The following is a 14,432-nucleotide window of genomic DNA, read 5'->3' as shown; positions in this document are numbered from 1 at the left end:
TACTTAAAGTAAAAATGGTTTTGCAGTCTTAAAGCTTTCCCGGCATTCCCTGAAGAATAGACAAATAATAAAGATATAGTTAAAGTGGTAATGGAGTTAAAGTGGTAAGAAGCTTTTATAATACGATTTTGAAAAAGTTTTAAATCTCCTTATAATTCCCTGTATAAAAGGAAACAGATTATTCAGAAGGTGCAAACTGAATAAAATAATTAAGTGGTTTTGGAGCAAATAATCTCAGGGGATAATCAGAAAATCAGGAGATTTAACTTAAATTTATGTAAACACTTATGTGTAGTTATTCCTTACCACTGGAAAAAATAAGCAAGAGCCTTAAAATCTTCGAAAGATACCGAAAAAGTTTTTAAGATGAGAATTCTACTTAAAAGTAATAATATAAACACTTTCATTAAATTGAAAGTATCCCAGTTTGGAAGTCTCAAAGAAAACGTAGCACATAGGCTACATTTACAATAATTAAAGGAGATCAGGGCAGCAAAATAACAGGTAAGAAAGGAAATAAAAATTGCCCTGACATGCGAGATCGGGATAGCTTTCCTGACAAACGGGACTTTCGAGAAAGTTTTAGGTTACTGTATATAAACATTATGCAAGTTTTTTGCATCTTCGCCCTGAGAATTCGGGAGTAAAGGCAGAAAAAAGTAAAATATATGAAATTGATGGGTGGCATATTTAAACTTCATATACAATTTAAGAACACTGTTTAAATATGTCCGAAATGTTTAAGTTTAGTAGAGCACCAACTTATTAAAGATAACGGATGAAAATCTTTTAGAAGGTTTTTACAGGTTATCCCCAATTCAAACTGAATATAACCAAAAATTTGCCCCCCGATATAGAGGGTGGGGAGTCAAAGAAAAAAATAAAGCTACTATTATAAACGAAATCCAGCCGAGGGGATAAATTGCAATCTATAGTACAGGAAGCAATGAAATTCAGCGAAAAAGAGAAGGAATTCCGAAAAACTTCCTCCTCCGATGAAGACTTCGAAGAATTCGGGCAGCCGAGAATTATGATTGTAGGATGCGGTGGTGCAGGAAACAATACCGTAAACCGGCTCTACAACATAGGGATCGAAGGTGCAGAAACAGTATGTATCAATACAGATAAGCAGCACCTTGACAATATAAGGGCTGACAAGAAGATCCTTGTAGGAAAAACCCTCACAAGAGGCTTGGGAGCAGGCGGCTATCCTGAAACCGGAAAGAAAGCCGCAGAACTTGCGAGAGGCACCCTTGAAGAAGTTTTAAAGAATGTCGACCTTGTATTCATTACAGCAGGCCTTGGAGGAGGCACGGGAACAGGAGTTGCACCCGTAGTTGCAGAGGTTGCAAAAGAACAGGGAGCAATCGTCGTAGGGATGGTTTCAAGCCCCTTCAGGGTAGAAAGAGCCCGCGTATTCAAAGCAGAAGAAGGACTTGAAGACCTGCGCAGAGCAGCAGACACAGTAATTGTCCTGGATAACAACAGACTGCTTAACTACGTACCTAACCTTCCGATTGACCAGGCTTTCTCAGTAATGGACCAGTTAATTGCCGAAACCGTGAAAGGAATAACTGAAACCATTACAGTACCCTCCCTGATCAACCTTGACTACGCCGACATCAGGACCATTATGAGCTGCGGCGGAGTTGCCGTAATGCTTGTTGGAGAATCCAAGAGCCAGGACAAGAGCACGGAAGTCGTAAGGACTGCCTTAAACCACCCCCTGCTTGATGTTGATTACAAGGGTGCAACCGGAAGTCTCGTACATGTAACAGGCGGGCCTGACCTGAGTCTGAAGGAAGCCGAGGAAATTGCCTCTATGCTTACCTACGAACTTTCCCCAAGTGCCAATGTAATATGGGGAGCAAGGATCAGGGACGATTATGAAGGCAAGGTCCGGGTAATGGCAATCATGACAGGCGTCCAATCTGCCCAGATCCTGGGCCCTCAGGCGGGAGCTGGAATCCTGGAGTCCAGAACCGAGGCTGAGTCTATCCAGGAACAGAGATTCGGAAGAATGTCCACTGGCAGAAGAGGAGAAACTACAGGACATCTCAGAAAAAAGCTCGACGAATCGATTATTGATTTCATAAATTAAAACAGGTTCAGGCAAAAGCCCGGACCCGCAGGTTTCCGGGCTCCCCTCAGGTTATTCTCCGGATTTTTCCGGAGAGCAATCAGAGATTTATGGAAGGAAGCTTCCTCAAGGCAGGTAGCTCGGGTTTTTCCTGACCGGATACTCATTTTTTGAAGTGGTTATCGAACAGATACTCTTTTTTATTAGCGATTCTATTTAAAAAATATGGAAATTTTGATTGCAACAGGGCGGCTTGCGGAAAATACTGTGAGGAAAGCAGCTGGAGAAAAAGCAGACGTCCTTGTAGCAGATATCGACATTGCCGCATTTATAACCCCTAAAAAACTCATGAATGCCTTTTTAGAAGCAGGAATTTCAAACAGTTATGACCTTATTCTGCTTCCCGGGCTTGTAGCGGGGGACTTTTCAAAGGCTTCGGAAGAACTGGGCTGCAGAATCCGGCTGGGCCCAAAACACGCCTATGACCTCAGTTTCGTGCTCCATTTTGCAGAAGAAGTTGAGTTTTCCGAAAAAGTTCCGGCCTGTGAACTTCTCGCAGATGTGCGAAAGGAGATGGCTCTTGAGCTTATCAGGAAAGCCGAAGAGGAAGCCCACCCCCCCCTTACCCTAAGAGGGGTAAAGCTGGGAGGGGATTCCCGCATGAAGGTCATGGGGGAGATTGTCGGAGCAGCGGAAATGGACCCTGCGAACCTGGAGATAAGAATCGAAGCTTTTATCGCCCGTGGAGCAGATATTATCGACATAGGAGCTACACTTAACACCCTTCCGGAACAGGTTAGGAGAACAGTATCCCTTGCGAAAACCCTCACATGCGTCCCGATAAGTATCGATACGCTTGACCCTGAGCTGATAAAAGAAGGAATAGCAGCAGGAGCAGACCTTGTTCTGAGCCTTAATGGCACGAACATGGAAACTGCAGGTCCGGTAGTTGCAGGAGCAGGCGTTGCAGCAGTTGTAATTCCCGATGAAGGAAACAGTCTGGAAAGCCTGGTAAGAAATATCGAAGCTGCCCGCAGGCTTGGGATTGAAAAGATCATAGCTGACCCTGTCCTTGACCCTATAGGTCACAATATAACAGAATCTATTGTACGCTACCATGAGTTTCACAGGAGGTATCCTGAGGTTCCGTTATTCTTCGGAGCTGGAAATGTAACGGAACTCATGGATGTGGACACCATAGGGGTAAATGCCACACTCTGCGGAATAGGGGCAGAAGCAGGAGCAAGCATCCTTTTTACCCCAGAATACAGCGACAAAGCCCGGGGTTCCATAAGAGAGCTGAAAAAAGCCTCTGAGATGATGCAGCTTTGCAGGATAAGGGAAAGTTCTCCAAAGGACCTTGGAATTGATCTTCTCTGCATAAAGGAAAAAAGAAGGCGCCCTGAAAACCCCCTCCCTGAAAAAGTAATCATGGCCAGAGCTTCGAAGAACTGGCGTGTAGACCCTGCAGGTCCCATTCGAGTCCGGATTGTGCCGGATAGAATAAGCGGAAACGGCGGATTGATTGTAGCTGAACACGAGAAAGCCGCAGTTGCAGGAGAGAGTGCCAGGGAAGTTATGGACACGCTGCTCGAACTTGAGCTGGTTTCGCGCCTGGACCATGCTGCATACCTTGGAAGAGAACTGGAAAAAGCCGAACTTGCCCTGCGTTTTAACCGGAGTTATGCCCAGGATGATGTATTCTGAGCACACTGGAAGGCAGACAAAATAGCGATGTGAGAAAATGAAACTCGAAAATGAAGATAAGCAATTAATCTTTGAGATAGTGGCAGCCCGCTATTTCACAACACAGAACTGGAAATGGGTAAACCTGAGAAAAGACCTCAATAAAATCATCAAATCCTATGAGGAATTGAATGAACAGTATGCCTCTTACTCTTATGTGAGCCGGGACTGGTATGTGGAAAATATGGGATCAAGGAACATCCATATGTGCAATACCTGGGATGAGCTTAAGAACCTGGTTGCCTTCCTCAACACCCATGGGAAGACCTTTAACTTCCTTGTGAACACGGGAAACAGGAAGTCATTCTGTATCGTAAGCGACTCAAGAGACCTGAATGAGACCCAGGCACATGCAATCAAAGAAATACAGAAACTGGGTTACAACACCTTTGTGTTCCTTGCTACAGTTCCTGATGAAATAGAATTCCAGCTGCTTCAAGTAAGGGGAGTTAACTAAACTCTCCTTACCGACAAAGAACCGGGCTTCAAAAGACAGATTTTCTTCTTCCTTTACATAAGGTCTTTTTTATTTCATTCCAAACATAAAGTGAACTACCCCCACCGATCGGGCTGATGCCCCCGAGGAAGGGGACTTACAACTGTGCCTCAGCACTCCCTTTATTCCGTGTTTTCAGTGGTTTCAGTGGTTTATATACTCGTTTGAGATTAGCTAAAGAGTGAATTGAATGTACGCTAATTCATCCTTGATTTAAATTTAAAGTTTAGTTCCATAATTTGGAATCGATGAACTGGAAGAAAGGGTATATTCTTCTGATACTCAAAAAAGGGCAATACGAAACACAGGAAATAGACAACCTATCACAGATTTAAGCAAAAGAAACCACTGGAAAAGACGAACAGAAGAAACAAGGCTAAAAAGAACAGAGGAAACAAGGCTAAAAAGAAAAAAGAAGGGAAAAAGTTAGGAAATCACATAAACAAGGGTGCAAACACAACAGCCACAATGCTCATGAGCTTAATGAGGATGTTGATTGCAGGACCTGCTGTATCCTTGAAAGGATCACCTACGGTATCGCCGGTTACACCTGCTTTGTGGGCATCAGAACCTTTTCCGCCGAAGTTTCCGAGTTCAATGTATTTCTTTGCATTGTCCCACGAACCTCCTGCATTAGACATTGTGATTGCAAGCATGAAACCTGAAACCACGGAACCTGCAAGGAGTCCGCCAAGAGCCCCGGGACCAAGCACAAGTCCGACCAAAAGGGGTGCAACAACGGCAAGGACTCCGGGTGCAACCATCTCTTTAAGAGCAGAGTGTGTTGAGATTGCAATACATTTGCTGTAATCCGGATCAGCTTTGCCTTCCATCAAACCTTTAATCTCTTTAAACTGTCTCCTCACTTCAACCACCACTTCACCTGCCGCATTTCCGACAGCCAGAATGGTCATTGATGAGAAGAGGAAAGGAAGCATTGCACCTATAGTAAGCCCGATGAATACGTTCGGATTCATAACATCGATAGCATCGAGACCCACTGCAATACCATATGAAGCAAAGAGTGCAAGTGCAGTAAGAGCTGCGGAACCGATTGCGAAACCCTTACCCATAGCTGCCGTAGTATTTCCTACCGCATCAAGCGTATCGGTAATCTGGCGCACCTCATTCTTCTGGTGAGACATTTCTGCAATGCCTCCTGCGTTATCAGCTACGGGGCCGTATGCATCGACTGAGAGAGAGATCCCGAGCGTTGCAAGCATTCCGACAGCTGCAATAGCTATGCCATAGAGGCCGGCGAGCTGGAACGAAATATAGATTGCAGCACTGATGATAATAACAGGCCAGATAGTTGATTCCATCCCTTTTGAAAAACCTGTGATGATGTTTGTAGCTGAGCCTGTCTGACAGGAATTTGCAACCCTGAGAGTCGGCTTTTTATCATACGAGGTGTAGTACTCCGTAATCTGCCCGATGAGGAAACCTGCAACAAGCCCTGCAACGGTTGCAAAGAATACGTTCAGCCCGTACTCCCCGAGAAGCTGGCCTGTAACGAAGTATGAAGCAATGACAGTAAGAACAATTGCAGCAATCAGCCCCATATTAAATGCCATGTGGATTGCTGAAGACTCGGTCTTGTTTGTACGGACAAAAAAAGTACCGATAATAGATGCAAGAATTCCAACAGCTGAAATAACCAGCGGAACCAGAACAACGTTCTGAATTGGGATGCCAGGGAAAGTAGTTGCTGCTGTTGATGCTGCAAGAAGCATCGTTGCAAGGATTGAGCCTACATATGATTCATAGAGGTCAGCCCCCATTCCGGCAATGTCTCCGACATTATCTCCGACATTGTCAGCAATTACAGCAGGGTTTCTCGGGTCATCTTCCGGGATCCCGGCTTCGACCTTGCCTACAAGGTCTGCACCGACATCAGCAGCTTTGGTAAATATCCCGCCGCCTACGCGAGCAAAGAGAGCGATAGAAGAAGCTCCGAGTGAAAAGCCCGCAACAATGTTCACGGTGGTGAGCAGACCCAGATCTAAGGCACTTGAAAGAATTATAAATGAAACAGACAGCCCAAAAAGACCAAGCCCTACAACACTCATTCCCATAACGGCACCGGATGCAAATGAAACCTTGAAAGCAGGACCAATACCCCTTGTGGCCGCATTTGTGGTTCGCCCATTCGCAATAGTAGCCGTAAGCATCCCTGCATATCCAGCTGTTGCGGAAAGCACTGCACCAAAAACAAAACATGCTGCAGTGAGAACTCCGTTAGGCAGAATTAATGCAATTACAATTGCAAGGAAAACGACAAAAACAGCGATTGCACGATATTGCCTGTTAAGATAGACCATGGCTCCATCGTGAATTAACGCAGTAATTTTCTTAATAAGATCATTACCTTCGCCTTCGTTTTGGACGTTTTTGTAGGAGATACCTGCAAAAATCAGACCAATAAGAGCACATATTGGTGCAAGGTAGATTAACATATCCATAATTTCAACCATCCTACCAGAAAACACATCCTGAACATTTCAATAAAGATATCCTCAGAAGTATTTTTGTGATAATAGATGGGTCTTTGTATATAAATTGATACTGGATTTTCCATTGAAACTATGGAGAAACTGAGAATCCAGCCCACGCACAACAAAAATATTTCATTGCGAATTGACACGTTGTTACAATTTTATATAAATCTACTCGACAGTAATATTCCGCCTGTCTTATAGATTAGACTTTTCCTTCTTTTTTGTTATCGGTTTGTGTTTTTAGACAACTCCTGTGATTTAGACGACTTTTGCTGGTTAAACAATCCAATTATTCAGGCGATTCATCCTGGTTAAACAACTCTTACTGATACAGGAGACCTCTGGGAGTTAAACGGTCAAAAGGTCCCTGCTCATATCTGGGTCCGACCCATTTATCTCAGGGCAAAAACCCGGGGTTCTCCCTCGCCAGACGAATACGGAAACTTGTTACCTTGTTAGTAGAATAAATATATATCCAAATTAGATGAGTAAAAGAAAAAGATGATCTCTTCGTTCGCATTCCCAGTCTTATCCACTGTTTCTTTACATAATTATAGCCGGAAATGAGACTGTCGAAAAAAATTTATTGAAAAAGACGCAGGATAAAATCACTGGTCTCTCCGGAGATTGTATCCAGTAAACCCTTATCAAACCCTCTTTTAACCTCCTGTATATCTCCCTCTGATCCTGCAGATTTGAATTTTATTAAATCATCAATTATGGGAAAATTGGTAGTATTTTAAGGAGTTGAGGGACCTTTGATGAGACAAAGGAGCGCAAACGTTTATATAAAAAATAACTATTTACGCTGTCGTCGAAGATGAGGCTTTACCAATTCAAAATAATATTTTAGAATTAATACTAGATTGATATGTAAAAATCGTTATAAAATAAAAATAAATACATGTTGGAGATAATGAGAAAGAAATTGGAGCTAAAGGATAGGAACTCTGAAAGGAATTATAAAAAAATGATAATGTGAACGGGTATCAAAACCAAAGGATAGGAAATTTATGGAAGGTTTAATATTTATTGCTCCTTTAGCAGGCGTTATAAGTCTGGTCTTCGCTGCTTTTTTCGCAAAAAGCGTCCTGAAAGAAGACACCGGCAATGAGAAAATGCAGGAAATAGCCGGTGCAATTCAGGAAGGAGCTATGGCTTATCTAAATCGCCAGTACAAAACGATTGCAGTAGTTTCGATCATTCTAGCGTTCCTGATTCTTTTTTTGCTGGATGATGGACTGAAAATAGCTATAGGATTCCTGGCAGGTGCCATAAGTTCGGCTGCTGCCGGTTATATAGGAATGAGCGTCTCAGTCAGGGCAAACGTCAGGACTGCTCATGCCGCATCAAACGGAATTGAGAAAGCCATGTCAGTTGCATTCCGCGGGGGGGCCGTAACAGGACTTGCAGTTGTAGGACTTGCACTGCTCGGGACAAGTGGCTTTTACATCCTCTATGGGAACGTTGACTTAGTTGTCGGATTTGGTTTCGGAGCCAGCCTTATCAGCCTTTTTGCCAGGGTTGGCGGAGGAATCTTTACAAAAGCTGCAGATGTAGGGGCAGACCTCGTAGGTAAGATCGAAGCCGGGATCCCGGAAGACGATCCCAGGAATGCAGGAGTTATTGCCGACAATGTGGGTGACAATGTAGGCGACTGCGCAGGGATGGGGGCAGACCTCTTTGAGACGTATGTGGTTACTTCTCTGGCTGCCATGCTGCTCGGTTCCCTTGTTATCGGCACTTACGAAAACGCCATACTCTACCCGCTGATACTGGGTTCTGTCGCAATCTTTGCATCCATCATATCTGTCTTCTTTGTGAAGATAGGAAAAGAAGGGAAGATCATGCAGGCTCTCTACAAGGGCGTAGGCGGCTCTGCAATTATCAGTCTGGTTGCTTTCTATTTCGTAACCAACTCCCTTATGGGTGACATCAGATTTTTCTATGCCACTATCGTAGGCATCGTTATCACGGTGCTTATGGTGATAATTACTGAATACTACACTTCCACAAGCTACAGACCAGTAAAAACAATCGCAGCTGCGTCAGAAACAGGGGCTGCAACCAATATTATTTCAGGGTTATCAATAGGCTTCGAAAGCACGCTCGTGCCTACTGTAATAATTGTGATAGGTATACTTACTTCGTACTTTATCGTGGGAGGAGCAGCAGACGCGGGGATAGGGCTCTACGGAATTGCCATCGCTGCCGTTGCAATGCTCTCAACCACAGGCATGATAGTTGCTCTGGACTCTTATGGCCCTATTACGGATAACGCCGGTGGAATTGCCCAGATGGCAAACCTTCCAGCCAAGGTCAGAAAAGTCACGGATGCCCTTGATGCCGTGGGAAACACCACAAAAGCGGTTACCAAAGGATATGCAATAAGCTCTGCAGCTCTGGGTGCACTTGCTCTTTTTGCAGACTACCGCAACAAGGTAAACCTTAATGGACAGTCCCTGAACCTCGACGACCCTGTGGTGCTTGCAGGACTTCTTCTCGGAGCACTGCTGCCGTTCATATTCAGTGCAGTTACGATGAGCGCGGTGGGAAAAGCTGCTTTTGAGGTTGTAAATGAGGTCCGCAGGCAGTTTAGGGAGATCCCTGGAATTATGGAAGGGACAGCTAAGCCAGAATACGGACGCTGTGTTGACATAGTAACAAAAGCAGCTATCCATGAGATGGCAATGCCCGGTTTCCTTGCCGTAATTGTGCCTCTGCTTGTGGGGTTCATCCTTGGCCCGAAAGCACTTGCAGGGCTTCTCATAGGGCTTATTATAGTCGGGTTTATGCTCGCCCTCCTGATGGATAATGGAGGAGGAGCCTGGGACAACGCAAAAAAACTGATTGAAGATGGAAATCACGGAGGAAGGGGCTCAGAAGCTCATAAAGCTGCAGTAGTCGGGGATACCGTAGGTGACCCTTTCAAAGACACTGCCGGGCCTGCCCTTAATGCCCTGATCAAAGTTGTGAATATGGTGGCAATTCTCTTCTCATCCCTTATAATACACAGCGGCCTCTTCTAAGGGAAGAGAAGGATCTGGAATCCCTTAATCCGGGAATCCATTTCCCCAATTTCACATTTCATTTTTATCCTGGTTTTTTATTTTACCGGATGATCCGCTTTTTCAGGCCATTTCCCCTTAAAAACATACTCATTTTTTTAAGTACCCCCCATGAATCAAATTATATTTTTCAATCAGTTGTCCTGCAAAAATCGTCTGTATTATAGAATGGCATACTCGTGCTTTTATAGATGAATAGAAATTTTTCAGAGAATTTTACATTTGTAAACTAAATTTCTTCCAATATAAGAAGAGATTAAAGTTGTCCATTATGGGATAAATAGTCATTATAGAGAAGGATACGATTTAAAAAATACTCAAACATAACCAGAAAAATAGAAAAGATAATATAATAGGTAATATAATAAGTAATCTCATTATATAATGAATAAAAATATGATTAAAATTAAAATATGAAAAGAGTTAAGGAATTAATAAACGTTTAGAAATAAAATAAGTTATGAAGGTGAGATTCGCAGGTGAAAGTGCCAAATAAAAATGCCAAAGTGCCCTGTAATTACACATTTGATATTTCAGCAGACAGCACGAAAACAAATCACCGCGAAATAATAGAAAAGATAAAAGAAGGAAATTAGACCTGCCTAAAAGATCCGCAAAAGCAGCAGAAAAGTAACTGAGTCTGGAAAGAAACAGAAAAAAGAGCTGCATAATTAGAAATAAGTTAGAAGTAGTGTGAGCGGGTTGGGGAGTGGGGGGTCATATGGGGAGTGGGGGGTATGGTATGTGAAAAAAGTTTCCCGCTCACATTACTCACATAACCCCTATTCAAAGTAATTATATAAATAGCTATGCATTTCTTTCTAGTTAAATATAATAGAGAAAATATCGGTACTATGAGGCCCATGAAAAACAACATCAATAGCCATTGTTAAAAAAATTTAAGGGGCCAATTTAGGTGAATTTATTTTATTTAATTGTTGACAATTGATTGTGTTTTATTCATTTCTCCCCGGTTAGTAATCATACAGCCCATTTTCACCAAAATCGAGATCAATAGACTTGTTTTTACAGGCTGAATAGTTATAGGAGACCATATAAGAACATTAGATGGAATTTTCTATTTACAACATATATTTAACAGATGTTTAAGAGAAGAACCCGTAAATATTGAAAAAGGAATAACAGGTTTCAGGATAGTAGTCACGATAAAAAACTTATACGAGATTGCGAGTTTTAAATTCCATGAACCCTGAGAGGCGTTTGATTTATATTGCAGTTTTTGCAATTATGGGGCTTTCCAATGCTGTAATCCCCATCCTCCCAGAACTTGCAGCCCGTTATCACAGTACGTATGGAGAATTTGCATCAAGCCTGCTCTTTTCAGGGTACTTTCTGGGAGCCCTTGCAACAATGCTTCCCTTTGGGATTCTGGCTGACAGATTCGAAAACTTCAGGTTAATAGGACTTGGCATTATCCTTACAACCATCTCAGGGCTAATTATCCTTTTCTCCGAAAACCTGTGGGTCCTTCTGATTTCCAGGTTTATGGAAGGCTCTGCCTGCGGAGCTTTTTTTCCTGCAGCCTTTTCTACACTTTCAAAGTGTAAAGATCCAGGACGGTGCATGGGAGAATTCACCTTTCTATTCAATGCAGGGCTGGCTTCGGGAGCTTTATTCTCAGGACTGCTGGCAGATATCTACCTTAAAGGTGCCATCCTTATATTCACTTTTATGGCTTTACTTTCGGTTATCCCTCTTCTTCCCAGGCACAGAGAGCTCATTAACCTGAAAGGGACGGGAGGAAGATCAGATTTACTGCCAGGGACGGGTTCTCTCAAAGACCATTTCAAACATTCTTTCGGCGAAGTTGCAGGGCTTCTTAACCGCCACAATTCAGGGATATGGCTGAGTTCTTTTTTGCTCAACGGAGCAATAGGAGTTCTTATAGCCTACTACCCTGATTACAGTTTTGGAGTCCTGACAAAAGCCCAGCTTGGAAGCGCTATTGCAAGCCTCTATGTCTGCGCCATGATCACTTCTCTTCTTGTTGGGCATTTTAATGTCAAAGAAAAGGCAATTATCTGGATAGGAGTATCTTTTTCTGCCTTTGGCGCCCTTTCTGCCATCAAATACCCCTTTCTCGGTTTCTCAAGCCTCGGAGGAGGGTCAGGAATTGCAATGGTAGGTTTTGCCCTCTCTGTTGCAAGAATGAATGCAGATAGAGGTCTTGCAATGGGGCTTTTTAACACAACCATATATGTAGGTCTTTCCCTGCTCCCTATAGCCGCAGGAGCCCTTACAGGGATTCTGAGCTTTGAAAAAATATTTGTCGCAAATGGCGGTATCCTGGCCGGAGTTCTGCTCTTAAAAGACTGAATAGCCGGCTCTGTAGAATAGCCCTTCAATTAAATGACTGAAAGATAGTATGGTATTCACAAAAAGGAAAAAATATTCTGGATAAGAAACCGAAAGAAATAGATCCCGGAGAAAACAGATATATCTGAAGCTTGCAGAAAATCAGATTGCAAGTTATATACAAAAAATCAGATTGCAAATTATATACAAAAAGTCAGATTGCAAATTATATACAAAAAGTCAGATTGCAGGAAATTACTTGCAAACAGAACCGAAAAACCATGAATTCTAAAAAACTCCTACTCTATTCTTCAGTCTTTGCGATCCAGGGTCTTTCGAATGCAGCAATTCCTGTCCTCCCTGAGCTTGCAGGAGAGGGCAACGCGAATCCCGCTGTCTCAAGCCTGCTTTATTCCGGATATTTTATAGGGGCTTTTCTTACACTACTTCCATTCGGAATCCTTGCAGACAGGATAGGAAACCTGAAGGTAGCAGGCCTGGGAATCATACTTACTTTTATTTCGGGTCTTTTTATCTCATTTTCTGACAACCTGTGGATTCTTGGCACCTCAAGATTCGTAGAAGGTATGGGATGCGGGGCTTTTTTTCCTGCGGCTTATTCCATGCTTGCGGAATGGAAAGACAGCCAGCGAAGTCTGGGAGAATTTAATTTTCTGTTAAATGCCGGACTGGCTGCAGGAGTTTTTTTCTCAGGAATGCTTGCGGAAATGGGAATCAAAACTGCAATAATTATCTTTACCATTCTCGCGGGTTTTTCCTTTGCCTCAATTCTTCCGGAAGCCTGGAAACTGATATCTTCAGGCAGCTCTGGCTGGAAGAAGAAAAAATCCGGCGCCTCAAACAGTAAAGAATCTTCAGGAGAGCAAACTGAGACCTTAATGACCTTCGAACCTGCCGGGCACCTGAAAAAAGCCCGGAAAGAGTTTTCTGAAAGCGGTTTCTGGAAGATATGGGGAATTTCAGTCCTCCTATACGGAGCCACCGGCCTGTTGACTTCAAACTATCCGGACTACAGTGCGGACTTCCTGACAAAACCTGAGCTGGGGCTTGCAATTTCAGCCTCATATATAGCTGCAATGTTGAGTTCCCTGGCTGCAGGGAGAGCAAGCGCGGATTATAAGAAAATAATCAGGACAGGAATAGTCCTTGCAGCTGTAGGTGTTCTACTCTCCATAAAAGCACCTCTGCTGGCATTCTTATTTATTGGTGCAGGAGGAGGGGCTGCAGTGATAGGGCTTGTTACTGCCGTATCCAGGATAAGTTCAAGTGGATTTGCAATGGGGATCTTTAATACAGGAATTTATGCAGGCCTCGGGCTGGTACCGGTTTTTGGAAGTTTATTTATAGATCCTTTAGGCTATGAAACGGTGTTTCTCGGAAGCTCTCTGGTGCTTCTTATGATGCTTTGCATAAAGTTTGAATAAAAACCGTAAAGACCAGGCAAAAGCCATAAGAATCAGATAAAAACTTTTAAGGGAAATTAAACATCCTGTAGCAAATATCCTGCAGCAGGAACCTCTGAGGACCCACAGAAGCTTTAAAAAGCTCAAAAACCCTATCCTATGAATAACCGTACCCTTTTGAAATCAGGTGATTGATTGAAAATAAAGGCAAGAGTTCAGCTGAGGAAAAATGCAAAGAACAAGATGTTAAAAGACCTTGAATCCGCCTTCGGTGAAGAGATGGCAGATCTGGAAAACAAAACTCTGGAAAAGGTTACTCTGGATGAATATTCCCTTATCCTTGTGGAAGGCAGACCTCTTCTGTTTGAAATAGAGGGGACTCTTTTCCCTACAGTCCGCGGAGCTCTTGAGATGGGGCTGCAGAAACGTCTTGTTGTTGTAGACAAAGGAGCTATTCGTTTCGTTTCAAACGGAGCGGATATTATGGCCCCGGGTATCCTGGAAGCTGACCCTGAAATAAAAGAAGGGGATCTCGTAATTATAGTTGAAGAGACACACAGAAAACCTCTTGCCATAGGAAAAGCCCTTATGGAAGGGCAACAGATGGTTGATGCAGATTCAGGAAAAGCCATAAAGTCAATAACCTATGTAGGAGACAAACTCTGGAATTTTGAGTTATGAGGGAGCTCATAAGAGGGACCCTGTTTGAGATAAAATGTCCCTGTAGCAAACGGAAAAATTCCTGAACAGAAGCTGGTAACCAGTGTGGCTTTATAATAGCAAAATTAATTAATATAGATCCCA

At 43.1% G+C, this 14,432-nt stretch carries 9 protein-coding genes; 7 read left to right on the top strand and 2 right to left on the bottom strand.

Annotated elements, in window-relative coordinates; all coding sequences use genetic code 11:
• Positions 1–922: 922 nt before the first annotated feature.
• Complete coding sequence (gene ftsZ / locus EO98_RS16130) at positions 923–2,101, top strand: cell division protein FtsZ (protein WP_048142387.1); 1,179 nt, start codon at positions 923–925, stop codon at positions 2,099–2,101.
• On the opposite strand, the gene EO98_RS18610 is transcribed toward ftsZ, so the two are convergent.
• Positions 2,098–2,247: a hypothetical protein gene (locus EO98_RS18610; RefSeq protein WP_156161162.1), complete on the bottom strand. Its 150-nt coding sequence runs from the start codon at positions 2,245–2,247 to the stop codon at positions 2,098–2,100. The two genes, ftsZ and EO98_RS18610, sit on opposite strands and share 4 nt — an antisense overlap.
• 58 nt (positions 2,248–2,305) lie before the next feature.
• Here EO98_RS18610 and EO98_RS16125 point away from each other — a divergent pair, with 58 nt between their 5' ends.
• Positions 2,306–3,787, top strand: coding sequence for a dihydropteroate synthase-like protein (locus tag EO98_RS16125; RefSeq protein ID WP_048142386.1), 1,482 nt, complete (start codon positions 2,306–2,308; stop codon positions 3,785–3,787).
• A gap of 37 nt (positions 3,788–3,824) precedes the next feature.
• The gene (locus tag EO98_RS16120) at positions 3,825–4,283 is read left to right on the top strand and encodes a hypothetical protein (RefSeq protein ID WP_048142385.1); all 459 of its coding nucleotides are present in this window, start codon (positions 3,825–3,827) and stop codon (positions 4,281–4,283) included.
• Positions 4,284–4,756: 473 nt separating this feature from the next.
• Here EO98_RS16120 and EO98_RS16115 read toward each other — a convergent pair whose 3' ends face one another.
• Positions 4,757–6,784, bottom strand: coding sequence for a sodium-translocating pyrophosphatase (locus EO98_RS16115; RefSeq protein WP_048142520.1), 2,028 nt, complete (start codon positions 6,782–6,784; stop codon positions 4,757–4,759).
• A gap of 1,049 nt (positions 6,785–7,833) precedes the next feature.
• On the opposite strand from EO98_RS16115, the gene EO98_RS16110 reads away from it, so the two are divergent.
• The 4 genes from EO98_RS16110 to EO98_RS16095 all read left to right on the top strand — a co-directional run bounded on the left by EO98_RS16110 (position 7,834) and on the right by EO98_RS16095 (position 14,309).
• Entirely contained in the window at positions 7,834–9,849 is a 2,016-nt protein-coding gene (locus EO98_RS16110; RefSeq protein ID WP_048142384.1) for a sodium-translocating pyrophosphatase, read from the top strand.
• Positions 9,850–11,091: 1,242 nt separating this feature from the next.
• Complete coding sequence (locus EO98_RS16105; protein WP_048142382.1) at positions 11,092–12,225, top strand: MFS transporter; 1,134 nt, start codon at positions 11,092–11,094, stop codon at positions 12,223–12,225.
• Between the two features lie 224 nt (positions 12,226–12,449).
• Positions 12,450–13,649, top strand: a complete 1,200-nt coding sequence (locus tag EO98_RS16100) for an MFS transporter (RefSeq protein ID WP_235283785.1) — start codon at positions 12,450–12,452, stop codon at positions 13,647–13,649.
• Positions 13,650–13,823: 174 nt separating this feature from the next.
• Entirely contained in the window at positions 13,824–14,309 is a 486-nt protein-coding gene (locus EO98_RS16095; RefSeq protein WP_048136522.1) for an RNA-binding protein, read from the top strand.
• The last annotated feature ends 123 nt before the right edge of the window (positions 14,310–14,432 follow it).

It is taken from the genome of Methanosarcina sp. 2.H.T.1A.6, from assembly GCF_000979455.1.
Classification (GTDB): domain Archaea; phylum Halobacteriota; class Methanosarcinia; order Methanosarcinales; family Methanosarcinaceae; genus Methanosarcina.
Note: the sequence above shows the minus strand (reverse complement) of the source record. Positions and strands in the feature narration are given on the sequence as shown.